This is a genomic window from Methanobrevibacter sp. (genome assembly GCF_045114555.1).
Classification (GTDB): Archaea; Methanobacteriota; Methanobacteria; order Methanobacteriales; family Methanobacteriaceae; genus Methanobrevibacter.
Genome location: NZ_JBGUKT010000002.1, coordinates 1 through 23,647, shown reverse-complemented (window position 1 = coordinate 23,647; position 23,647 = coordinate 1). Strand labels below are relative to the sequence as shown.

The 23,647-nt window shown below is 31.8% G+C and carries 24 protein-coding genes; 18 read left to right on the top strand and 6 right to left on the bottom strand.

Annotated elements, in window-relative coordinates:
- Positions 1-315 precede the first annotated feature (315 nt).
- Together ACJMLB_RS00140 and aksF are read right to left on the bottom strand one after the other, a co-directional pair.
- Positions 316-1,812, bottom strand: coding sequence for a class I adenylate-forming enzyme family protein (locus ACJMLB_RS00140; RefSeq protein WP_405322683.1), 1,497 nt, complete (start codon positions 1,810-1,812; stop codon positions 316-318).
- A 40-nt stretch (positions 1,813-1,852) separates the two neighbouring features.
- The gene (aksF, locus tag ACJMLB_RS00135; protein WP_405322682.1) at positions 1,853-2,857 is read right to left on the bottom strand and encodes a homoisocitrate dehydrogenase; all 1,005 of its coding nucleotides are present in this window, start codon (positions 2,855-2,857) and stop codon (positions 1,853-1,855) included.
- 334 nt (positions 2,858-3,191) lie between these two features.
- On the opposite strand from aksF, the gene ACJMLB_RS00130 reads away from it, so the two are divergent.
- On the top strand, positions 3,192-3,659 hold the full coding sequence (locus tag ACJMLB_RS00130) for a HEAT repeat domain-containing protein (protein WP_304086844.1): 468 nt from the start codon (positions 3,192-3,194) through the stop codon (positions 3,657-3,659).
- Positions 3,660-3,877: 218 nt separating this feature from the next.
- Entirely contained in the window at positions 3,878-4,333 is a 456-nt protein-coding gene (locus ACJMLB_RS00125) for a hypothetical protein (protein ID WP_405322679.1), read from the top strand.
- A 108-nt stretch (positions 4,334-4,441) separates the two neighbouring features.
- Here ACJMLB_RS00125 and ACJMLB_RS00120 read toward each other — a convergent pair whose 3' ends face one another.
- Entirely contained in the window at positions 4,442-5,233 is a 792-nt protein-coding gene (locus tag ACJMLB_RS00120; RefSeq protein WP_405322676.1) for an alpha/beta fold hydrolase, read from the bottom strand.
- Positions 5,234-5,483: 250 nt separating this feature from the next.
- On the opposite strand from ACJMLB_RS00120, the gene nikR reads away from it, so the two are divergent.
- The 8 genes from nikR to ACJMLB_RS00080 all read left to right on the top strand — a co-directional run bounded on the left by nikR (position 5,484) and on the right by ACJMLB_RS00080 (position 14,671).
- Positions 5,484-5,936 carry a nickel-responsive transcriptional regulator NikR gene (nikR, locus tag ACJMLB_RS00115; protein ID WP_405322674.1) on the top strand — a complete coding sequence of 151 codons (453 nt, stop codon included), beginning with the start codon at positions 5,484-5,486 and terminating at the stop codon, positions 5,934-5,936.
- A 174-nt stretch (positions 5,937-6,110) separates the two neighbouring features.
- Complete coding sequence (locus tag ACJMLB_RS00110; RefSeq protein ID WP_405322672.1) at positions 6,111-7,034, top strand: methyltransferase domain-containing protein; 924 nt, start codon at positions 6,111-6,113, stop codon at positions 7,032-7,034.
- A gap of 158 nt (positions 7,035-7,192) precedes the next feature.
- Positions 7,193-7,888, top strand: a complete 696-nt coding sequence (locus ACJMLB_RS00105; RefSeq protein ID WP_405322670.1) for a hydrogenase maturation protease — start codon at positions 7,193-7,195, stop codon at positions 7,886-7,888.
- A 125-nt stretch (positions 7,889-8,013) separates the two neighbouring features.
- On the top strand, positions 8,014-9,153 hold the full coding sequence (locus tag ACJMLB_RS00100; RefSeq protein WP_405322668.1) for an ATP-grasp domain-containing protein: 1,140 nt from the start codon (positions 8,014-8,016) through the stop codon (positions 9,151-9,153).
- A 318-nt stretch (positions 9,154-9,471) separates the two neighbouring features.
- Complete coding sequence (locus ACJMLB_RS00095) at positions 9,472-10,545, top strand: glycosyltransferase family 4 protein (RefSeq protein WP_405322666.1); 1,074 nt, start codon at positions 9,472-9,474, stop codon at positions 10,543-10,545.
- A gap of 95 nt (positions 10,546-10,640) precedes the next feature.
- Complete coding sequence (locus tag ACJMLB_RS00090; protein WP_405322664.1) at positions 10,641-12,287, top strand: Mur ligase family protein; 1,647 nt, start codon at positions 10,641-10,643, stop codon at positions 12,285-12,287.
- A 90-nt stretch (positions 12,288-12,377) separates the two neighbouring features.
- Positions 12,378-14,000, top strand: coding sequence for a hypothetical protein (locus ACJMLB_RS00085; RefSeq protein ID WP_405322662.1), 1,623 nt, complete (start codon positions 12,378-12,380; stop codon positions 13,998-14,000).
- Positions 14,001-14,017: 17 nt separating this feature from the next.
- A complete protein-coding gene (locus ACJMLB_RS00080) occupies positions 14,018-14,671 on the top strand; it encodes a zinc ribbon domain-containing protein (RefSeq protein ID WP_405322660.1) in 654 nt (217 codons plus the stop codon).
- A 60-nt stretch (positions 14,672-14,731) separates the two neighbouring features.
- Here ACJMLB_RS00080 and dmpI read toward each other — a convergent pair whose 3' ends face one another.
- Complete coding sequence (gene dmpI / locus ACJMLB_RS00075; RefSeq protein ID WP_292787116.1) at positions 14,732-14,920, bottom strand: 4-oxalocrotonate tautomerase DmpI; 189 nt, start codon at positions 14,918-14,920, stop codon at positions 14,732-14,734.
- A gap of 253 nt (positions 14,921-15,173) precedes the next feature.
- Here dmpI and ACJMLB_RS00070 point away from each other — a divergent pair, with 253 nt between their 5' ends.
- The 7 genes from ACJMLB_RS00070 to ACJMLB_RS00040 all read left to right on the top strand — a co-directional run bounded on the left by ACJMLB_RS00070 (position 15,174) and on the right by ACJMLB_RS00040 (position 21,283).
- Positions 15,174-16,184, top strand: coding sequence for a CapA family protein (locus tag ACJMLB_RS00070; RefSeq protein WP_405322743.1), 1,011 nt, complete (start codon positions 15,174-15,176; stop codon positions 16,182-16,184).
- An 80-nt stretch (positions 16,185-16,264) separates the two neighbouring features.
- Positions 16,265-16,720 (top strand): dCTP deaminase domain-containing protein, encoded by a 456-nt coding sequence (locus ACJMLB_RS00065; protein WP_405322657.1) that lies wholly within the window; start codon positions 16,265-16,267, stop codon positions 16,718-16,720.
- 115 nt (positions 16,721-16,835) lie between these two features.
- Positions 16,836-17,822, top strand: a complete 987-nt coding sequence (locus ACJMLB_RS00060) for an ATP phosphoribosyltransferase (protein ID WP_405322655.1) — start codon at positions 16,836-16,838, stop codon at positions 17,820-17,822.
- A gap of 409 nt (positions 17,823-18,231) precedes the next feature.
- Positions 18,232-19,155: a CBS domain-containing protein gene (locus tag ACJMLB_RS00055; RefSeq protein WP_405322653.1), complete on the top strand. Its 924-nt coding sequence runs from the start codon at positions 18,232-18,234 to the stop codon at positions 19,153-19,155.
- A gap of 111 nt (positions 19,156-19,266) precedes the next feature.
- Complete coding sequence (locus tag ACJMLB_RS00050; RefSeq protein ID WP_405322650.1) at positions 19,267-20,202, top strand: deoxyhypusine synthase; 936 nt, start codon at positions 19,267-19,269, stop codon at positions 20,200-20,202.
- Between the two features lie 272 nt (positions 20,203-20,474).
- Entirely contained in the window at positions 20,475-20,858 is a 384-nt protein-coding gene (locus ACJMLB_RS00045; protein WP_405322648.1) for a hypothetical protein, read from the top strand.
- A gap of 32 nt (positions 20,859-20,890) precedes the next feature.
- Positions 20,891-21,283 carry a type II toxin-antitoxin system VapC family toxin gene (locus ACJMLB_RS00040; protein ID WP_405322646.1) on the top strand — a complete coding sequence of 131 codons (393 nt, stop codon included), beginning with the start codon at positions 20,891-20,893 and terminating at the stop codon, positions 21,281-21,283.
- 6 nt (positions 21,284-21,289) lie between these two features.
- Here the strand turns inward: ACJMLB_RS00040 and ACJMLB_RS00035 are convergent, their stop codons facing one another.
- Together ACJMLB_RS00035 and pyrF are read right to left on the bottom strand one after the other, a co-directional pair.
- The gene (locus ACJMLB_RS00035) at positions 21,290-21,829 is read right to left on the bottom strand and encodes a hypothetical protein (protein WP_405322644.1); all 540 of its coding nucleotides are present in this window, start codon (positions 21,827-21,829) and stop codon (positions 21,290-21,292) included.
- 95 nt (positions 21,830-21,924) lie between these two features.
- Positions 21,925-22,572, bottom strand: coding sequence for an orotidine-5'-phosphate decarboxylase (gene pyrF, locus ACJMLB_RS00030; protein ID WP_405322642.1), 648 nt, complete (start codon positions 22,570-22,572; stop codon positions 21,925-21,927).
- 299 nt (positions 22,573-22,871) lie between these two features.
- Here pyrF and ACJMLB_RS00025 point away from each other — a divergent pair, with 299 nt between their 5' ends.
- Positions 22,872-23,639, top strand: a complete 768-nt coding sequence (locus ACJMLB_RS00025) for a 2-C-methyl-D-erythritol 4-phosphate cytidylyltransferase (RefSeq protein WP_405322640.1) — start codon at positions 22,872-22,874, stop codon at positions 23,637-23,639.
- Positions 23,640-23,647 lie beyond the last annotated feature (8 nt).

The window sequence follows — 23,647 nt, the reverse complement described above, 5'->3', positions numbered from 1 at the left end:
TATAAAGTATTTAAATATTTTTAAATATTCTTTACATTTTATGAATTTTGTTTAGAATTTTTTATAATTGTATATTATTTAACCTAGTAAAATAAACTTTTTTTATTACTTTGTTCATTTTATTATTTTTTTATTATCTATTCATATAGAAAAAATATAAAATATTTTACAAAATAGGAATATTTAAAAAAGAAGTATTGAACAAACTGTTAATTTTAATTTTTTATAAAAAAAGAAAAACAAATGGGGATTTAAGATAAAAAAAGAAAATTATATGATAAAGTTTATGGGATTAAAAAGAAAAAAAATGAGAAATCATTCTTCTGGATTAGTTGAATACATTTCTCTTAACTCTCTTCTAAGGAGTTTCCATCCATTTACCCTTGGAAGCTCATCCATAGTAAATATCTTTCTTGGAACCTTGTATCTTGCTAAATATTCTTTTGAATATTCGACCAATCCATCAGGATCTTCCTCTTCCTTCCAAACAACAGCAGCTACAGGAAGCTCTCCCCTATGGATGTCATCAATGCTGAAAATTGCAATCTCATCCACTTTTGGATATTTGATCAATGTTTCCTCAACTTCAGTTGGGTAGATTTTCCATCCGCTCATTACAATCATGTCTTTCTTTCTGTCTGTAATGAACAAACGTTCATCCTCATCAATATAACCGATATCTCCAGTGAGGAACCATCCGTCTTCGAGGAAGGATTCCTTGGTTTCCTTTTCCATTCCCCAATAACCTTTAGCTATTGCAGGGCCTCTAAGGGCTATTTCTCCATGTTCATAGTGTCCTAATGAAATGCTTGGGTCATCTTCATCCACGATTTTAAGCTCAGAGAAACATACTGGGTGTCCTACGCTTTCATACCTATCTGCAGTAGCATAGTCTTCAGGCCTTATTACAGTTCCTGTACCGATTACAATGGTTTCGGAAAGGCCGTATGCGTTTATGATTGGAATGTTGTATTGTCCCATGAACTTTTTCCATATCTTTCTATGAAGTGGGCCTCCACCACTGATGATTTCCCTAACAGTAGCGAGATTTTCCCTTTTTTCCTCTTCAAGGTTTGTCAATGTATGGATTACAGGAGGCATTCCGGATAGTACGCTTACCTCTTCATCCTTACATAATTGGAGGTATTCGTTTATTTCAAAGAAGTCCATAGTGATGGTCAATGCTCCAGCTCTAAGTGCTGCAATTGCCCACATTATTCCTACGTGAGCCATTGGATAAATGCAGAGGAATGTGTCGTTTTCCTTATAAGTCAATACATCACAGGCATTGTGGATAGCTGTAAACCAGTTTCCATGGGTTAGCATTGATCCCTTTGGTTTTCCAGTAGTTCCTGAAGTGTATTGCAATTGACATAAGTCATCCCATTCGGTTTCACAAGCAGGTAATGTATCGCTTCCAACAAAGCTTTCACAGTCTTCTATGATATAAGATTCTATATTTAGGTTCTTTACTGTTTCTTTTGCATCAGCATCTGTAATTAATAATTTTGCATCAGAATCTGTTATCATATAGTTTAATTCTGATGATGTAAGTATTCTATTGGTTGGAATAGCTATTGCACCTATTCTCCATATTGCAAGGAGTGAAAATAGGTATTCCGGTGAGTTATTCAAATAGATTAGGACTCTATCTCCCTTTTCAATACCCTTGTCCTTTAAGCTTTGCCCAATTCCTGATACAATATGCAATACTTCATTTGAATTGTATCTTAGGTTTCTGCTTGGACAATAATATACTTCCTTATCCAATCTGCGTGCATTAGCATCAATAAATGTAGTAATGTTTAACATGTTTTTCCTCTTAATTCATAACTTTTTTGTAATCATTAAATTATCTTAAATTCTCTATTTCTCTAATAACTTCATTTGCAACATCCATTGTCTTATCTGTTCCGCCTAAATCCGGTGTCTTAACTTTTCCCTTTTCCAAGACATTTTCACAAGCGGCCCTGACTTTTTCTGCCCAATAGTCTTCGTCTAGGTATTCAAGCATCATTGAAACAGATAAGATCATAGCTATTGGGTTTGAGATATTTTCTCCTGCAATGTCTGGTGCAGATCCATGAACCGGTTCGAACAATCCATGCTTGTCTCCAATATTTCCAGAAGGGGCAAGTCCCAATCCACCAACAAGGCCTGCTGAAGCATCTGATAAGATATCTCCAAAGAGATTGCTTGTAACGATCACATCAAATTCCTGTGGCTTTGTCAAAAGGTACATTGCAGTTGCATCAACATAATAGTCATTAGTCTTGATGTTTGGATAGTCCTTTGCAACTTTAAGGAAGGACTCCTTAAAGACGCCATCAGTCTTTTTCAATACATTTGCCTTATGAACACAGGTTACAGATTCTTTTTTTAGCTTAATTGCTTGCTCAAATGCAAGTTTTGAAATCCTTTCACTTGCCTTTCTGGTTATTATCCTTTGAGCTATTGCTTTCTCTTCTTCATCATCAATTGTTTCATTGCCAGAGTATAATCCTTCAGTGTTTTCCCTTACTATGAGAAAATCCAAGTCATTGAAAAGGCAGTTAATGCCCTTGAATGATTTGATTGGCCTTAGATTTGCATAAGTGTCCAATTCTTGTCTAAGTGTAATAATTGGACTTTTTTGACCAGGGGTGGAAGTGATTGCTCCGAAAAGGGTTGCTTTTGCATTTCGGGCTATCTTAATGGTTTCTTCAGGAATTGTTGTTCCATTCTTGTCAAAGCATTCCCTTCCCGCTTCAGCTTCTATGAAATCGAAGTTCAAATCCAAGGATTCAAGAACAGCCACTCCTGCTTCTGTCACTTCCTTTCCTATGCCGTCTCCATCTATTCTTGCTATTTTTATCATAATTGCATAATCCTTAAATTTTTTTATATGTCATAATCTCATTAGATTTTTTATTATAATTTCATTATTTAATATATTATTTTATGTTTTCTTATATTATAATCTTTTTCAATTTTTATCCTTAATGTATATTTTTGTACATTATTGCCATTATTGATTTAAAGTTCATTTGTATGGTTTAATATTGTTCGTATAAAGTCGAAATATTTATATACTTGTAAATTATAATAATAATTAAGTACATTTAACTCTATAATAAAATTAAGGTAGTTCATTAATTGGATGATTGGTGAATAAATTAAATTTTTATAATTATTTTTAGGATGGTAATAATATGGAAAAATCTATTGATGATCTTATATTAGATTTAAAAGATTCTGATGATTTTGTAAGAGAAGAAGCAATAGGCATGCTTGAACTTAAAGGTGAAGAAGCAGTTGAACCACTTATTGCAGCTTTAGATGAAAGAAACAAAGACATTAAAATCGGAGCAGCTCAAATCTTAGCAGCTATTGGTGATAAAAGAGCTATTCCTGCACTTGTAAAGACTTTAGGAGACAGAAACAAATTGGTAAGAAGAGAAGCTTCCACAGCTTTAACCACTATGGGTGATGAAGCTATTGAACCTGTACTTGCAGAATTGGATAATCCTAAATGGAGAGTCAGAGGTGCAGCTTGCTGGATCTTAGGTGCACTTGACGCTAAGGAAGCTCTTCCAAAACTTGAAGAATTATTAAATGATGAAAGCTCTTTTGTGCAATACGGTGCAAAAGATGCAATTCACAGATTAAAAGATGAATAATTGATTTATTCATTTTTTACCTTTTTTTACCTTTTTTACTTTTTCTTACTCTTTTTAACTCTTTTTTATTATATCTCACTTTTTTTAAATTAGTTTTTCATTCCATTTTTTTTAAGATTTTACTTTTCAATTGCTGTCTATAAGTTTATTTATTATGTTTAACATAATATAATTAAATCAAGAAGAAAAATAATTTTTAGACAATAAGGGTTTTACTTATGATTACAATTACCAAAGCTGAAGAAGAAGTTTTAAATCAAATTAAATCATATCAAGATGAAAATATAGACGTTTCTCTCATTAAAGATGATTTAGGCATGTATGAGCATGACTTGAATGACTTGTTGAAAAGCTTAAAGTCCAAGGGATTGGTGTTCTATAACGGTTCTACAGTTCAATTGAAGGAAGTTGATGCAACAATAAACACTGTAGATTCAAAGGAAGATGTAATAAATGCTGAATTGAACCAAAAGGAAAAAGCATCCTTTGAAATAATCAAGTCTTTGGCAGATGAAAAGGGCTTTGTTTCAAGATATGAAATTGAAGGAAATCTTTTATATGGTGATTTAAAATTATCTGACTTTAGAATGTATCATATCCTATTGTCTTTGGAAAATAAGGGGCTTATTAAAGCTGTTTATAGGAAAAATGGAGACTATTATAAGATTTTATAATAATCAGTTCCATTAACTTTTTTTTACTTTTTTTTAATTTTTTTTATTTATTTTACTTTCTTTGCTTATTTTACTTTCTTTGCTTATTTTACTTTTTTAATTTTTTTTTTATTCTATTTTTGACATAAATTCATTGATTATATTCAATATATTTTCAATATTTCTACCAATCAATATATTATGCTTGGTCTTTTCGAGAACAATCAATTCAGCATCTTTTATGTTATCGCTTATTTTTCTTTGAATGTCCAAAGTGGTTAGATTGTCCTCTTCTCCTGCTATAACGAGTGTAGGGACATTAATTTCATTCAAGCTATCTGTAAGGTTAAATCCGTATCCTGCATTAATTCCTTTTTTGATTCCTTCAAGATTTGCGGTTTTTGCAGCTTCGAACTTAAGGTTTTCGAGGAGTTCCTTATGCTCTTCAAGCATATCCCCAGTTAGTGTGTAAGGTAAGATTGTATCAAAGAATTCAACGAATCCTTCATCTATTGCATTATCAAAGTCATTAAAGATTTTTTTCAATTTTTCATCATGTTCGGGAAAGCTTGACATGACAATGAGTCCTTTAACCATTTCAGGATGATTGATAGCCAAATCCAATATGACATTTCCACCTAATGAAAGCCCTACAAAAACAGCATTATCTATATTCAAGGCTTTCAGCAATTGATATAAATCCTCTTGATATAAGTCAATTGTAGTGTTTTTATCATCATCAGAGGATTCTCCGTGTCCTCTCAAGTCATAAATCAATGTCTGGTAATCCCTCTTTAGATTTTCACTTAACACTTTCCAATAGCTTAAGCTATCAGATAATCCATGAACAAAAACAATGGTTTTTCCTTCCCCTTCAAGTTCATAATTTATGCAAATATTGTTAATAGTCTCTTTAGTCATAATCAATCATTTATTTTAAGTTTAATATAATATTTTTTATTGAATGCCTTAAGCATTTTCCATCAAATTAATGAAATCACTTAACCAGATTTAATATTTTTATTGAAATTTGTATTATTTTTAGTAATATTTATATTATAGAAAGTAATAAATATTAATTAGTTAATAATAATGTTGTGATTTTTATTATATTCGTAATAAATTTAAATTATTATTAAAATATTTGTATTGTAGTTTTAGGTGTTTAATTATGATGAGAATAAGTATGTCTTTACCAAAAAAGCTTTTAGCTGAGTTTGATGAAGTTTTAAAAGACAGAGGTTATCAATCACGTTCAAAAGGTATTCGTGATGCTTTAAGCGATTACATTTTAAGATATCAATGGATGAATGAAATGGAAGGTCAAAGAGTAGGTGTAATCACCATTATCTACGATCATCATTTCACAGGGGTTATGGAAAGCCTTGCAAATATCCAGCATGATTACAGAAAGGAAATCAATGCAAGCATGCACATTCACATGACTCAAAAATACTGTATGGAAGTCATTGTTGTAAATGGTGATGTTACACAAATCAGAGATCTTACCGAAAGAATGATGAGACTTAAAGGTGTAGAGCATGTAAAACTCACATCTACAGCAAACGGTGAGTCTTTAGACCATGACCATAGCCATGAACATGATCATGACCACGTTCATTAATCATTAACTTTTTCTTAATTTTTTAATTGGAGGTTCATTAGTTATCTAATGGGTCTTTATTTAAATTTTAATTAATTATAATAAAACTTTTAAAATTTTTAATTAATTATTATGTTATTTTTTATAATAGTCAATTTTATCTATTTTTAAAATCTTTATTGTTTGAGTGTAATTATGAAATTCAAAGTAAATTCATATCATTTTAAGCTTTTAAGAGATTATGAAAGGCTTAGCGCATTTAAGGGAGCTATTGATGATTATGCGATTAGAAATGGTGGGAATTCCAATGGCTTAAATTCTAAAGTGGCTTTTGATTTGGGATGCGGTTCTGGTGTTTTAAGCTATTTTGCTAGTGAATATATGGATAAGCTTATAGCTATTGAATTAAATAATTCAACCTATCAATTAGCTAAAGAGAACCTTAAAGAATTCGATAAGATACAAGTCTTCAATGATGATATATTAAGCTTTGATTTCAGTAAATTAAATGAAAAAGCTGACCTGATTATATGTGAAATGTTGGATACTGCATTGATAGATGAGGAAGAAGTTCCTGTATTGAATCGTGCAAGGAAATTCCTAAAGGATGGTGGTGAAATCATACCTAAGGGAATGATCAATTCAGCTGAAGCAATATACATGAACAATCATTTCATACAGTATGAAGATGATGAATACAGTCCAATTTATATTTCTTTAGGAGATTCCATTGTTTACAGTGAATTTGATTTCATGGATGAAATCGATTGCAATTTTTCTGCTGAAATGGAGTTAAAGGTCTATGATGGGGAGGAATTGGAAAAAATTGGCTTTGAAGAGAAATTAAGTCAGGAAAAGTTTGAAAAATTCAATTTTAAGGAAAATTTTAATATTGGAGAAGATAAATTAAAGATTAATGGTATTAAACTAACAAGCTTTACCAAATTGAATGAAAACATTATCTGTGGACCTACTCCAATGTTAAATCCTGAAATGCTGATTCCAATTGAAGAGACTGAAGTGAAATGTGGAGATTCGCTTAGGATCAGATTGGAATATGTCATGGGTGGTGGAGTTGAAACCATCAAGACTGAAGTTTTAGAGGTCATTCGTCATTGATGATGTAATTTTTCATAGTTAATAGGTATTCATTCAAATAAATTTTGTAAAACTGTATGATGTTCAATTGATAAAAAATATATTGAATGTATACTTTTTTAGTTGCATTTCAAGTGTAAAAATTTTCAAGTTTTTCTAATGTATTTTATTGTGATAAAATGTTAAATAATTTTGATAAAATAAGTTCAGAAATTGATTTGTTTTTAGAAAACTGCGAAAGTCTTCTTATTTTAGGTATAGGGAATGATATTCGTGGAGATGATGGTTTAGGACCATATATTATCAATCAATTATCTATTTTAAAGGAAAATCTATTAAATAAATCAAATCTAAATGATGATAATCAAGAAATCAATAAAAACGAACTTGAAAATAAAGATAATGAATTTGAGTTTTTTGATAATGTAAATGATATTAACACTGGAAATACACGTCTAGATGAGGCACTTGATTCGTACATAAACGAATTAAATGTTGATGTAAATGAGTCATTGATTGAAAGGATGAATAAAACATTTTTAATTAATGGTGGGTCTGTTCCTGAAAACTTTACAGGGCTTATAAAGAAAATCGACCCATCCCATATCATACTGATTGATGCAAGTTTGATGAAAAGGCAAGCTGGTGAGATAAACATTGTAAATAAGGACAATATAGTGGATATCAGCATTTCAACACACTCAATGTCATTAGCATATCTAATCAAATATTTGCAGTTGGAAAAGGAATTTAACATTCTCTTCATTGGAATTGAACCTGAAATCATGGATTTGTCATTTGAATTGTCTGATAATGTTAAGGAGTCATCAGACATGCTTATAAAATTGTTGTTCGATAAGATTTTAGCATATTAAATCCCCTAAAAACTTTTTTTATTTTAATCTCTTGAAAAATAACTTGTCTTTTTTCTTTTTTTAGTAAATTATATTTAATACGATTTTAAATATATTAATAGATTAAAGAATTCTAATGTGATTTTATGAAAGTACTGTTTATTGGATCAAGATTATACGATGATGTAGCTTATCATGTTGATAAATTGGGAGTTGAAAGCATAATAACCGAATCAAATGAGGATGCTCCTAATTTGGATTTGCCCAGCAAATATTATATCGTTCCAAGAGGAATGGATAAGCCAATGGAAATAGCTATTGAAGAGGAAGTGGATGCAATCGTTCCCCTTTTAGGCATTGACCCTCCATTGATGAGTGTAGCTGTCATGAAAGAGGAAATCGAGAAAGAGCATAATATTCCTGTAATCTCCTCCAATGTAAATGCTGTAGCCATTGCATCAGATAAGATAAAAACCAAGGAATTCTTTAAATCAATCAATCTCAACGTTCCTCCAGCAAGTGTATTGAATAGAAATGACTTTGACACTGAAGAGGAATTTATAGAAAAATTAGGTTTTGATTTTCCTATTGTCTTAAAGCAAGGAGAAGGCCAAGGCGGTAAGGACATTTGCATAACAAATGAATTTAGTGATGTTTTGGATTACTTTGAGAATTTTGAGCAAGCATTGATTGAAAAGTTCATCGAAGGATCTGAAGTTTCCATTGAGGTTATTGGATGGAATGGAGAATACTTGCCATTGGTTCCTGTTTACAAAGGGGAAACCAATTTGGAAGGAATTCACCCAATCAAAAGACTTAGATATGGGCCTTGTGATTTTGAAGGAATGGATAATGGGGAGTTTAGAAAAATAGCAAAACACATTGCAACAAACCTTAAATCTGAAGGAACAATAGATATGGACCTGATTTATTCAAAAGAGGAAAACAAGGTTTATGCAATTGAAATAAACACTCGTCCAAGCGGTACAAGATACCTTTCCTTTGCTTGCACAGACTTGAATCCTTTGAACTTGCTTGTAGACATTGCAATTGGCAAATTCGATGTAAAAGAGCTTGAAAAGGAAATGAAGGGCTATTGCACTTTAGAGATCCCTATCGGAGATTATGAAGGACCAGCTCCTCAGGAACCGGTTAAGGAATATCTAAATGGAAATTTCATTGTTCATGGCCCTAAAGGATATCAAAGGGTAACCATTAGGGGAAATACACGTGAAGAAACCTTTGAAATAGCTAAGGAATTAACTGGAAATGATTATAGCTTTTAGATAGGGCTATTAATTTTTACAATAAATAATTTTTTTTTTAATTATTTTTGCTCTTATTTTATTTATTTTCTCACTCTTCTCTATTTTTAAGAATTTATTTAATTCTCAAATTCTCTTTTTAAATCTTCTTTTTATTTAAATACATTTTTTTATGATGTTTTTTGACATTATCACTTTTAAATGATAATATCATTGTAATATCATTTTTTTATATATAAATAAAAATATAAATAGTAGGTTAACTATAAAATAGTATATTATAATCTTAATTTTTTAATATTTTTTAAGAATTTAGTGTGATAAATTAGTGTGATGAATATGGATTTGACAAAAATAATTATAATGTTTTTAATAACTTTCTTTGCGACAGTGATATTCACTTGGTTTGTAAGGAAAACATTAAGGGATGCAGACTTGTCTGACAATCCTATAGTAAGTGAACATAGACATAAGGCAGGAACCCCTACAATGGGGGGAATAGCTTTCTTATTTGCTATTTTGCTTATTCTTTCATTATATTACAAAAACACTGATATTTTGATCATTTCATTTATCATGCTTACTGGTGGAGTAATGGGATTGCTTGATGACCTATTAGGTCTTAGAGTAAAGGAATATCAAAAGGTGGTTAAAAACATCAGCGATTCTGTTGTTCCTATAGGCCTCCTTGACTTAGGAGTTGGTGAAGAGGCAAGAATCACCACTGACAAGGCTAAAGAACAAGTGGGCGCATTGGTTGATGAAGGCAAGCTTGAGATTGTTGCTGAAATTCCAATCAAATACGAGCCAAGTGAAGGAGTTAAAATCATTGTACAGCTATTGCCTGGTTTATTCTTGGCATTTACAGGTGCTGTAGCGACTTGCGGTGGATTCAATTTAGGCCTTTTGGCATATCCTGTTTTAATCATAGGTGTATTAGGTGCAATCAATGCAGTAAACCTTATTGATGGTATGGATGGTTTGGCTGCTGGAATAATAGCTATTGCATCATTTGCATGCTGTGTTTACGGATACATGTTTGGAAATCCAACAGCACTTTATCCATTTGGACTCTTGACTGCAATCTGTCTTGGATTCTTGGTATTCAATAGGTATCCTGCTTCAATATTCATGGGAGATACAGGTTCATTTATCTTAGGTACCGGTTATGCAGCAGCAGTGTTCTTAACTGACATGCCTTACTTTGGAGTGTTAGCATTGGCTGTCCCAATTGTATCTACAATCATAAGCTTAATGCACAGGGCTCATATAATAACATTGCCTGTAGAACCTTTGCATCATACCTTGAATTACAAGGGAATTTCTGAAATCAAGATTGTTTTAAGCTATTGGCTACTTACTGTAGTTGTATGTGGAATTGGAATTTTAGGAAAACTTTACCTCTTTTCATAAGATTTCAATTAACTAATTTAAATTTAAAATTTATCAATAATTTACCAATTATTTTTATTCTATTATTCTTTTTATAAACACATCAAGGGATTGAAATGTCAAAAACATATTTTTTAAATGAATTAGCAGATTCCGTATCTTCCTTAAACACTTTTTCTATCGATCAGCTTGCAGATTCCATTGGAGGCAAGATTTATGGTTCCAATAGTTATAAGGCTTCTAATGGATTTACAGGGATCTTTGAAACCTTAAATGAAGCTCAAGAGGGAGATATTGTAATAAGGCATTGGATTAACGGCAAGGGTGTTGAAATAGCAAATGACAAGAATGTGGCTTGCCTAATCACCTTGACTCCTAAGGAAGATGCTTTGGAAATGGCTGAAAAGCTCCGGTTTCCAGTGATTGTAGTTGATAGGATTGAATTTGCCAATGCATTTGCAATCAAATGGACAATTGACAATTTGGTTCCTGACTGTAAAAGAGTGGTGATAAGTGGAACAAACGGCAAATCCACAAGTTCCCATATGATTTATCATATCCTATCTCATGCAGGATACAATGTATTCACTAACACTGATGCTAAATCTGAGTTCAATACATTGATTGATCCTATGGTTGCAAAATTGATTTCAGAAGAGGTTTTGGCAAATCAGGGTGTTGACCCAAGATTATTCAATTTCATATGTGACATTCCAAACAAGGAAGTGTTCGATTATCTTGTAATTGAAGTTTCAGAAGTGCAAGGTTGGGGAACAGACTTGATGAAAAACCATGCATTGATCATGTCATCAGCTATCAATCCTGATGTAGGTGTTATAACCAATGTTGCAATGGACCATATAGGCCTTGTAAACTCAATTGAAGATGTATTTGAAGAGACATCCGGTGTAGTAAAAGCTACAAATAAAGGAGGAGTTGTCCTTAATTTTGATGATGAGAATGTCTTGAACATGAAACAATTCTTAAATGAGGGCGTTGACGCTTACTTCACTTCAATGGAAAAAGAGCTAATTGAAGATTATGATGAGAGCATTGATAAGAAAGTCTATTTTGACAGATATGAAATGAAAATAAAGTATAATGGTGAGTCAATTCTAAGCTTTGAAGAGCTTCCATTTACAGGAGAGCATTTTATACGAAATATACTTTCTGCAATTTCCGCATGCATTTCATTGGAGATTCCAATTGAGGATATTGTTGATGGTGTAAAAACATATAGGCCTTTAAGCAGAAGGTTTACAAGGCTTTACGATGAGCCTATAGTTATTGATGACTTTGCACATAATCCTGATGGAATAAAAAACACCGTTAGGGCAAGCTATGATTTGGCAGAGCAATTGGATAAGAATGACTTATATGTTGCCTGTGCAATCAGAGGTTCCCGTGGAGAGACATTGAATGGTCTCAATTCACAAGCTTTGGCAGAAGTGATCAAGGAGTTGCGCCACAGAAATGATGATTTGATTGAAAAAGACCCAAGAGCTAAGAAAAGAAAGATTTACTTAACACTATCCTCAAGCGTTGATTTGGTGGACCATTTGAATTATGTTGAGGACTTTGAAAAGGACATTTTCTTTGCCAAATTGGATGATGAACATATCAAGTACAATCATTTTGAAAAGCTCTATGATGCTTTAGGATACATTATGGAAACTGCAGACAATGATGATGTTGTATTATTGATTGGTGCACAGGGAATGGACCCTGCATCAGAGGTATTGAAAGATATTTTAGGACATTAAATAGCGTAGAATTATATTTTATTGCAATTTTTATTTACAAATTTTATTTACAATCATTTAATTTATTATTTTTATTAAAGAGTTGTTCATATGAGTGAATTTTGTTTTAGTTTCTTGGAGAATCAGTTTAGAGACATTTATCTGGACTGTGCCAGAATGGATAAGAATCTCATTGAAGGAGATGGGGTTGAAGCTATTCTGATTGCTGGAAGAATAGCTGAAAAGATCACTAAGGCAATTTTCGCTTATGAAGGAATCAAGGATGATGAAAACAGCCAATACAAAAGGATTGAAAAGTTGAATAAGGCTAATATTTTGCCAAATAACATAAAAAATGACTTTTCAAAGCTTAGAAGATTAAGAAATGATGTTTATCACAATACATTAAACAGTGATGGAACTGGTGGATTCAGACCATCACAACAAGCAAATAAACCTTATGTGCAGAATGGTGGTTTAAGGGATTATAAAACCGGTTTTAATGAAGTTAAAAGTGATTCTTCACTTAGCGATGATCATTTTCGTGATGAGTCTCCAAATAAATCCTCTAATCCCCTTTTATCCAAAAGCCCTTCAAATGATATAAGCGGTGAGCTTCAGGCTGCAAGTGAAGCGCATAAGATCATTTTCAATATCTGTGTCTGGTTCTATGTGAATTATTCTGGTGATAAGGACTTCATAAGGCCTAAATATAAGCTTAGCAGAAGAACTCAGGATGCAGACTTCCTGATTAGACTCAAGTCAGCCATTAATGATGGCAAGGACTTCATTAGGCTCAGGCAATCCAGTCCAGACAATGAAATCATACAGATATTGAATGAATTGTACATTCCTAAGGCAAAAGAGGAAAAGGATGAGAATCTTGTTTATGGAATAAATAATCAGGAAATTAAGATCAGACAACCTGATGTTCCATATTCACAATGCTTGGGAATTTCCTATGATGACAATCTTTTCATGTGGAAAGCGGAACATGGGAATAAGGAATTGGGATTATACCAATCCTCTAAAGAGGCTTTTGAAGCAAGGGAAATTTATATCCATTCAATTCCAATGCCTAGAAAGATAGGTGGAGCATATTCAAAAGCAAGAGGAATCTCATTCAGCAAAATACAGAAATTATGGTCTGTAAGCGTTAAGGGACAGATAATTTCATACCATTCAAGTGAAAATGAGGCAATCAAGGCAAGAAAGGATTATTTGAAGGAAAACGGTTTGGTTGATGTGAAGGTCAAAGGCGGCTATAAGACAATAACCCTTGAAGACAGGGATAGGTTAAGGGCTAAAGCAAAAGAGAATGCTAAAAAGACCAAAACTTCAAAACCAATCAAATCAATTGATTCAAAGTCAAGCATAAAGAAGGAAATGGCTAAAGGCAAAGATTCCAATAAAAAATCTAAATTGGATTATGCTAAAGAATTTAAAAAAGATGCTGAAAAAAATAAGGTTAATGTTGAAAATGGAAATAAGGTCCAAAAAGAAAAAGCTAAAAAGAAGGTTAAGGTTAGCGGAGGAGCTAAAGTTTCCAAATCCAAGTCCAAAAATTCAGAGTCATCAATAAGTCAGAAAAAATCCTCTAAGTATGAAGGTGTTTTCTATGAGGAAGGATTATTCATGTGGAGTGCTGAAGTTGACGGCAAGCATTTAGGTTTATTCCCAACTGAAGAAGAGGCTCATGAAAAAAGAGCGGAATACATTAAAAACAGATCTTGATTTTAGGTTATGATAATATGATGTCTAATTTTAAGTATTGTCCAATGTGTGGAACACAAAGGGAAGATGGAAGTCAATTTTGCAAAAATTGCAATTTTGAATTTTTAGTTGGCAAGTATGTAAAGTTAGATGATGAAAAGTCTTCTCAAGATGAAAAAATTGAAGTTGAAAAATTATCTCAAGATGAAAAAATTACTACTGAAAAAGTCTCTCAGGAAGAGTTTGTTGAATCAAATGAAATGTTAAGACAAACTAAGGATAAAATTAATTGTTGTATTGCTAAGTATCTAAATTATGAACTGGCTAATCAATATAATGAAAGTTATGATGAAAACATAAATATTAGTGTAACTAAGTACATATCTCACAGTTCAAATAGCTCATTTGATGACATTTTTGAAAAGGAATACCTTGAAAAATTTGAAAATTTGATTCATGATGAAAAATTTGTAGACTCAAAAAATATTTTCATTCAATGGATTGGTGAAAATAGGGGTCACTTGCCTGGTATGGTATTGAATCAATACAAGGTTCCAATTCAATCAAACATTGATAGTTTGAAAAATGTAATTTCATTGGATATGGTTGATAGTGATGAGAATGAAAAATTCAAGGATCTTTTGAATGAATATTTGGATTTTGAAAAAGAGTTTTTAGAAAATTTAATTTAATTATTTTTTAATTTTGAAAATATTATTTTTTTTAAAAAAAGAAATTGATGATAGAAATAATTATTTTCTATCAATTAATAATTCACCAGCAACTCCAATGCTTTCTGGAGGTAAAGCTTCCACTAAAACAGTGATTGCTTCAATTGGTAAATTGTATGCTTCCGCTACAGTTTCACTTACTTTTTTTACCATTTCTCTTCTATTTTCTACACTTATGTTTGGGTTTCCAACAATTGTCACTACAGGCATTATTTCACATCCTTTTTTAGTTATTTAATTCTATTCTTTTTATTATTGATATTATTTTTCTTTTCTTGATTAACATATATCTTAATTTCTTGAATTACAATAATCTTTATTTAATAAAAATTACAAATAAAAATTTAATTATAAAACTATTCTTTTCAGTGATATGATGAATAAAAAAAGGTTTTTTTCAGTTTTAATTGTAATTTTTCTAATTCTTTTAGCCCTATCTATCTGTGGAACAATATTGTTGGGGATGGATGAGGGGCAATATGATTTGGGCCATGATGATGTTTCAATTGCAGTGACTGGAGATGTCATGTTTGGCCGTAAGATGCCTGCTGTATTGGATTCTGGTGAAAGCCCATTCAGATTTGTAGAGAATGTAACCAAGAATGCAGATGTCTTGCTTGTAAACTTTGAAAACCCTGTTACCACTTCATCCTATGCAGTGAAAGGGGACGTTCCATTAAAGGCAAACCCTAAATACACTTACCTCTTGGCAAATGCAAACGACAATGTTGTGGCATCACAGGCAAACAACCATGCATTGGATTATGGTGAAGTGGGCTTGAATGAAAGCATCAAGAACTTGAAGGATGCCGGTATTTATGTAATGGGTGCTGGAAATGATGTTTCTCAAGCGACAGCACCTGTAAACATTGACTGCGGTGATAGAAAGGTAACCATTTTGAACTATATGGATGCAGATAACTTCCAGGAATATAGAGGAGTGATGGATCCTGCAACAGCAAACAGTTCAGGATACTCTGCATATGATTCTGAGCTTGCCCAAAGACAAGTTCAGGAAGCTCGTGAAAATGGATCAAGCATTGTAATAGCTTATCTTCACTATGGAAATGAGTACAGCAGAAGCCCTAATGAAAACCAGAAAAAGATATCCCATGAGCTCATCAATGACGGTGCAGATATTGTAATCGGTTCCCATACTCATGTAACCCAAGGAGTTGAAATGTACAATGGAAAGCCTATTTTCTATAATTTAGGAAACTTCATCTTTGACCAGTCAAATCCGGCTACTCACACATCATATTTCTTGAATTTGGCTTTGCATGAGGATAATTGTACTATAACCCTTTATCCAACATACTTATCTAACTATTTGCCACACTTCATGGATGCAGAATCAGGTAAGGCTTTAATAAATGTCTTGAATCCTCATTGTGATGAGTTGAAAGTAAATGATGACGGTACAGGTGAATTGACATTTAAATTAGGAAACAATACTTTAAATGCTACAAATTAATGTTTTAATATAAATCTTTATTTTCTTATGTTTGATATGATAAAATTTTAATCTTTATTTTAATTTTTTGATGTGATAGAATGCTTGGTGAAATAGAACTTAAAAAACTTTTTCCAGACTTTGAGGATTTGGTTCAGCCATCTGGAATTGACTTGGAACTTGATGAGATATTCATTCAAAAATCTGGCGGTTCATTGATTGACAATGAAAAAAATCTTCCAGAGATTGAGGCTTTGGAAGGTCCAGTTTATACCTTAAAACCTCATACAGCCTATTTGGCTTCAATAAAGCGAAAGGTGAAAATTCCTAAGGGGTATACAATGCTTTACTTGCCAAGGTCTACCTTGCTTCGGTCTTTTGTTTCTGTTCAGACAGCAGTAGGGGACCCAGGATTTTATGGAACCTTGATGTTCATGATTTACAATCATGGGGAATTTGAATATAAGATCAAATCAGGTGATAGAATAGCACAAGCTGTTGTTTATCCGGTTGAAGGTTCAGGTGAGTATAACGGTTCATATCAGGAAGAGGAATGATTTTAAATAGATTTATATATTCTTATTAATAGAGTATAATTGGAATCTTATGATTCATATTTATTTTTTAAAATAAAGTTAATTTTAATTCTTATTGATTATTTTAGTTGATACTATGGTAGAAATAACAATTGGATTGCCTAAAGGCAGTTTAAACAATGTAAATAGAGGAAATACCCATCAATTATTTGTAGATGCAGGTTATGAAGTAAGAGGATATGATCCTGGAAATGAATCTTATGAAATTGATATTCTTAATGATGAGGAGATAAGTGCCTTTTTGACTCGTCCTCAAAGTACTCCTGTAGAATTGAATAGGGGTATGGTTGATATAGCTATTGTTGGAGAGGACTGGGTTTTGGAAGAGTCTGTTTTAAGCGATAATGATATAGTTAAGATAGGCGACTTGAATTATGGCCAAACCCGTTTGATTGTAGCTGTTCCTAAGGAATCTCCTTATGATGACTTATCCGAATTCTTTAGGGCAAACAAGGATAGGGACACTCCAATCTTATGCTTTACAGAATATCCTAACCTAACCAGAAAGCACATTATGGAAAATGAGGCATATCAGGAAATCTATGGTGATGCCAGCCCATATGTGCAAGTGAGAGGACTAAGGGATGGAGACAATAAGAAGGTTCAGGTTATCAATTCTGACGGCGCTACAGAAGTTTACATTGCTAAAGGTGCTGACTTGATTGTGGACAACACTCAAACAGGCAGCAGCTTAAGAAAAGCAGGCCTTAAGGAACTTGAAACCATCTTGCATTCTTCAGCAGGATTATATGCTGGAATAAGCTGTGATGAAGAGAAGATGGCAAAGGCAAAGATGATCTATGAACAGTTGTTAGGTGCCGTAACTGCAAGGAAATACTTTGATGTGAAATTCAATATTGCAAATGAATCCATTGAAAAGGTTTCAAATTATTTGGTTGAAAACAAGTTCTGCAGTGCTGAACCAACTGTCAATCAAGGATCAAGCTTTTCACAAATCAATGTCTTGATTCCTAAAGAGCATTTCCCTGAAATGTTAGATGGAATAAGAGCATTAGGTGCTTCTTCAATTATAAGAAGCGATGTAAAGCAGTATGTGATTTAACTTATTTGGATTAATTTCCAAATCTTTCTCTTTTTTTATTTTTATTTTATCTTTTCTTATTTTATCTTATTTATCTTATTTTTTTCTTAATACTCATTTTTATGCTTAAATGGCTGTTTTTCTTCTTAGTTAATTAATTATTCATTATAAATTAAGAATTATGCCTAAAAACATGATAATTCCATATTTTATTTATAATGATTTTTAATAAAAAAACAATATCTTTTTATATAATAAGGTATAAATCACTTAATAATAATGTTAAATTATGATAAATCATTATAATTTATTTGAATTTGTCATTATGATTCCTAATTTATAATGATATTTTCAAAATCGGACTGTTAATTTAAATTGGTTAAGTGTTTTATTTGCAAAATGCTTGTATTTTTACATTTAGGTGTCTAAAATGTTGACTTCTGTACAAAAGGAAATTTTACAGACTTTAATTAATTTGTATCAAAACTCAGATGGCAAGTCCATTAAGGGTGAAGACATTGCTGAAGTGATGAACAGAAACCCAGGAACCATTAGAAATCAGATGCAATCCCTTAGAAGCTTAAGTCTTGTAAAAGGTGTTCCAGGGCCTCGTGGTGGATATAAGCCTACTATTGAAGCATACCATACCTTAAACATTTCAGTTTCAGACAGCAATGCTAAAGTTCCTGTATATAAGGAAAACAAAAAGTTAGAGGATGTTTCAGTAGCTAAGATTGAGTTTACAAGTGTACCTCACCCTGGTGAATGTGAAGCTGTTATTAAGGTTTTAGGAAGCATAAAGGATTTGCATGTAGGAGATGTTATCCGTGTAGGACCTACCCCTGTCAATAATCTCGGTGTTATTGGTGAAATCGTAGGAAGAGACGATATGGACAATATCCTCCTCTTGGATATCAGCACTATAAGAAGCATTCCTAAAAACTCCGTTTATGAGATAGCTACATTGGATTTGATTTATCTAAAGCCTGGAGATTCAATTAAGGATGCTGCTTGCCTTCTTTCAAAAAACAATATCGATGGAGCGCCAGTAATTACCGAAGGTGTAGCTATTGGTATGGTTTCATTGGTGGATATTGTAAAGGCATTGGCTGAAGGAAAGGAAAATGAAGACGTTAGGGATATAATGTCCAAACGCTTGTTCTTCATTGATAAGGATACAAAAATAGCCACTGCAGTTTACAAGATGTATAAGTTTGGAATAAGCAGATTGATAGTGGTTGATGATGACTACACTCCAATCGGTGTTGTTACCCGTACTGACTTGATTGAAAAGATCACTAATCTAAACAATTTCCCATTGTTGAATGATAACGATTTGGAAGATGAAATTTAAGTTTAGCATCTATTAGAAGAATTTTATTCTATTTTTTATTTCTTCTATTTATTTTATTTTTTAAAATTTTTTATTATTATTTCATTATTTTAGTTTTTAAGTGTGGATTATATGAAAGTTGATCAATTGAAATTAAAGAAGGATATGACTGTTAGCGAATTGATTGAACAGTTTGATAAGTCAGGCGTTTTAGGAGCTGGAAGAGTTGCAAGAGCTTCTAATTTGCTTGTTGATATGATTAATGATGAGGATATGGACATCTTCATGAGTTTAGGTGGTCCATTGGTTCCTGGGGGAATGCGCAATATCGTTGCTGATTTAATCAGGGAAAAAAGAATCAAGGTATTGATGACAAGTGGGGCTAATGTCACTCATGATCTTCTTGAAGCATTTGGAGGCAGACATTATAGGGACCTTGGAACCAATGATGAAGAGCTTAATGATGCTGGAATAGGCAGAATTGCGGATGTTTACACTCAAGGGGAAGACTTTGAACTGTTTGAAAGTGAGATAACCAAAATATTTGAAATCATCAGCGAAAAGTTGGATAATGATGAGGATAATGGAATAATTTCCATTCAAAGGCTTTTAAAGGAAGTTGGATTATTGATTGATGATGATAATTCAATCCTAAGGCAAGCTGCATTGAATGACGTTTCAATCTTTGCTCCAGGACTCATTGACAGCATGTTTGGTCTTCAGTTATGGATGTTTACACAGGATCACACTCTTGTAGTGGATGCAGTGGGAGACATGCATTACCTGTCAGACCTTGTATTTGAATCTGAAAAGATAGGTGCTGTCATGTTAGGTGGAGGTCTTCCAAAGCATTACACTCTTGCTTCAAATCTCTTAAAGGGAGGAATAGATGCAGGTCTTCAAATTACTATGGATAGGCCTGAAACCGGTAGTTTAAGCGGTGCTCCTTTGGAAGAGGCAAAATCATGGTCCAAGGCAAAGCATGGATCCAATTTAGTTACTGTCATTGGTGATGTGACTATCATTTTCCCATTGATAGTGGCTGATGCATTGAATAGAATCGATTAAGTTATGGTTAAGACTTAATCTCTTTTTTCTTTTTTTTATTTACATTATCATTTTTCATTCTCTTTTTAAGTTTTTAAACCTATGATAATTTTTTATTTTAAGTATAGTTTACTATATTTAACTATTTTTCTAAAATAATGATAATATTTACTTTATATTGTAAAATAAGAATTATTTAATCGTTATATTTAAATATAAGTAATTTAAGATATTATTTTAAATAGTATAACCAGTAATTTTAAAATTTTTTATCAATTCAATGTTGTGTTAATATGGATTTAAGTAGAATTAATCTTTTCAATATTCTTGCTGTAGTTCAAAGAATTCCTTTAATAAAAAGGTATATTGATACTTCTAAAAACAATTATAATTCTAAAAAATCAGTAGAAGACTCCTCTAGGACTACATTGGATATTGATGAAGATCTTAAAAGGAGATTGGAGGCTAGATCTAAAAAAACTGGGTTTAGCGAACATGATTTAGTAAATTCTTATATATTTCATGGCTTAAATGAAGATGAAAAATATGAATGTGAAGGAGGTATGACTCCTGAAGAAATTTTTGAGATTTTAAATCATGATTTGCCTGAAGGAGATTGGGTTTCAAATGAACTAGCAGGATTAGTTGAAAGCAAATATATAACTAATGCTATTTAATTAAAAAAGGATAGCTATAAGTGAGGCGTTCAATGATTTTTTTAGATAGCACTTATTTAATAGGCTTAATTTTAAAAAATGATTCCTTATATTATAAATCTCACCTTTTGAAACCTTATTCGGATGATGAAAATAAAATAATCAATAAAACTGTTTTTAATGAGGTTTTAAACAGTGTAACTTCAAATAATTCTCATTATGATTTAAATCATATAAAAAAATTATTGCTTTCTTTTAATATTGATTTTTTAACTTCAGATGATTACCTTGATTCATTTGATATTTTTGAGTATTATAATTTTTCAGTTAATTTTTCAGACTGCACTATCCTAAATACTATGCAGAATTATAATATTAATCAAATAGCTTCATTTGATTCTGATTTTGATAAAATAAAAGGAGTTAAAAGAATTTATTTGAAATAAAAAAAGTTATGCGATATAATTTTCAAACAATACTCTTGCTATTTCATAGGCTATTTCAAAGCATAGGAAATAGATAAAGCTCCAAATGTTCAATAATCCAATTAAAACAAGCAATAGAATCACTACTTTTAATGCAAACCTATAATCGAAGAAATACTCTAGAAACTTGCTTTTTGAATAGATTTTCTCATTGTCATTTCCTATCTCATCGATAATTGCTCCAATCATGCATATTATAATTGTGATAATGGAAAGATATGTGAAAGATTGCAATCCAAGAAATAGGAATGCTATTATGAATGAAGCCATTGTAGCGATATGATGAATTCCATCAACCTTTAAAGCCAAGATATTTCCGATAAGAATTGCTATGAAGATGCAAGCTGCATCCAAATCGATTGAGCATGCATATGCTGTAAAGAGTCCACAGACTATTCCAAGAACAATAGCTATTGCCTTATTTGACTTTTCATCATATTCATCATCTGAAAGCTTCATAAAGAAGCCAGAAAAGAAATAGGATAATGCTAAACTAATATTAAACAATTTTACACCTTTTTACTGAAATATATGAAAAAGAATAATTAGAATTATTAAAATTAATAATTATTAGAAAAATATAATTTAAGGAAATTCACAGATTATTTGATTGAATCAACAATGTCTTTAGTTGCCTTTTGAGGGTCTTCTGCATTGTAAATGGATCTTCCAATGATCAATGCATTGGAATATTTCAATGTTTCCCTTGGGTCTCCTCCTTGTGTTCCTACTCCAGGAGAAATCATGAATGCATCTTTTCCAACGATATCCCTTATTTCGGATAATCTTTCAGGTCTTGTGGATGGTGCTACATAGTTAGTGATTCCCATTTCAACACCCATTCTAGCTATTTCATCTGCATTTGGCTGGAGGAACTTGATTGCTCCTGGATGAGACATTTCAGTTAAGAGGAATACTTCCCCTCCATGGTCTTCTGCAGATGTCTTGCATGCATCTACACTGTCTGAACCTACAAATCCATGACATATTATCGCATCTGCGCCAGCATCAAAGGTTTGGTCAGCTATCTTTTGATTGGTTGCTGGAATGTCTGCAACCTTATAATCACAAATAACCTTATAATCGAACTTTTCCTTAAAGAATCCAATAGTTGACAGTCCCTCAGCAAGGGTCAATGGATATCCGATCTTTATTGTATCAATGTACTCGTTGATTGATTCGCATACCCTTTCCGCTTCATTCAAATCCATTAAGTCCATTGCAAGTATGATATTGTTTTTTATATTCATATTAATCACTTTAAAGCTTACCATATATAGTTTATTTTTTATTAAATTTAATTATTTTTGTTTTGTTTTTTAGTGCTTTCGTTTTTTTTTAATTATTTTTGTATTAATTTTATTTTTTCTTTTTAGTGATTAACTTTTTTAATTATAAACTAATTTAATATAGTTAATTTTTTATAATATATTAAATAATATATATTATAAGCTTGATAGTTAATTTTTACTTAAAAAAAGTTCTGGGTAATTATAGATAATTCTAGCAAATTTTAGGACTTTTTATCATGACGCATGGGAGAAAAAATATGATTTTTGCGGCTATTCTAGCAGGTGGCGATGGAAACAGAATGGGTGAAGTGGATAAGCCTAAACAGTTTTTAAAATTAGGTGATAAACCAATCATTATTCAAACCGTTGAAAAGTTTTCTTTGAATAGTAAAATTGATCAGATTATTGTATTGTCTCATAAATATTGGTTAAACCATACAAAAGATTTGATTAATCAATATTTCCCAAATTCTTCTAATATAGTTGTAATTGAAGGTGGAGAACTTCGTAATGATACAATTATGAATGCAATTGATTATATATTAGAAAATTTTGAAATCGATGAGGATGACATTATCTTAACCCATGATTCAGTACGACCATTTGTTACACATAGGATTATTATGGAGAATATTGAAAAGACATTGGAAGTTGGTGCATGTGATACCGTAATCCCTGCAACAGATACAATTGTTGTATCTGAAGGTCATGGGCTTATTTCCAATATACCAAATAGGAACTGCATGTATCAAGGCCAGACTCCTCAGACATTTAATATTTTAAAGCTTAAGGAAACTTATGAAAATTTGTCTGACGAGGAAAGAAGTACTTTGACAGATGCTGCAAAGATATTTGTTCTGAATGGTGAAGAGGTAGCTATTGTTAAAGGAGAAGTCTTTAACATCAAAATTACCTATCCTTATGACTTGAAAGTGGCAAATAGCATTATAAAAGATGCTAAATTAAATGTGTCTGATGCTGAATCAAGTGAACAAACAGTAAATTTATATGATTTCAGCACTTAATTTTTTTT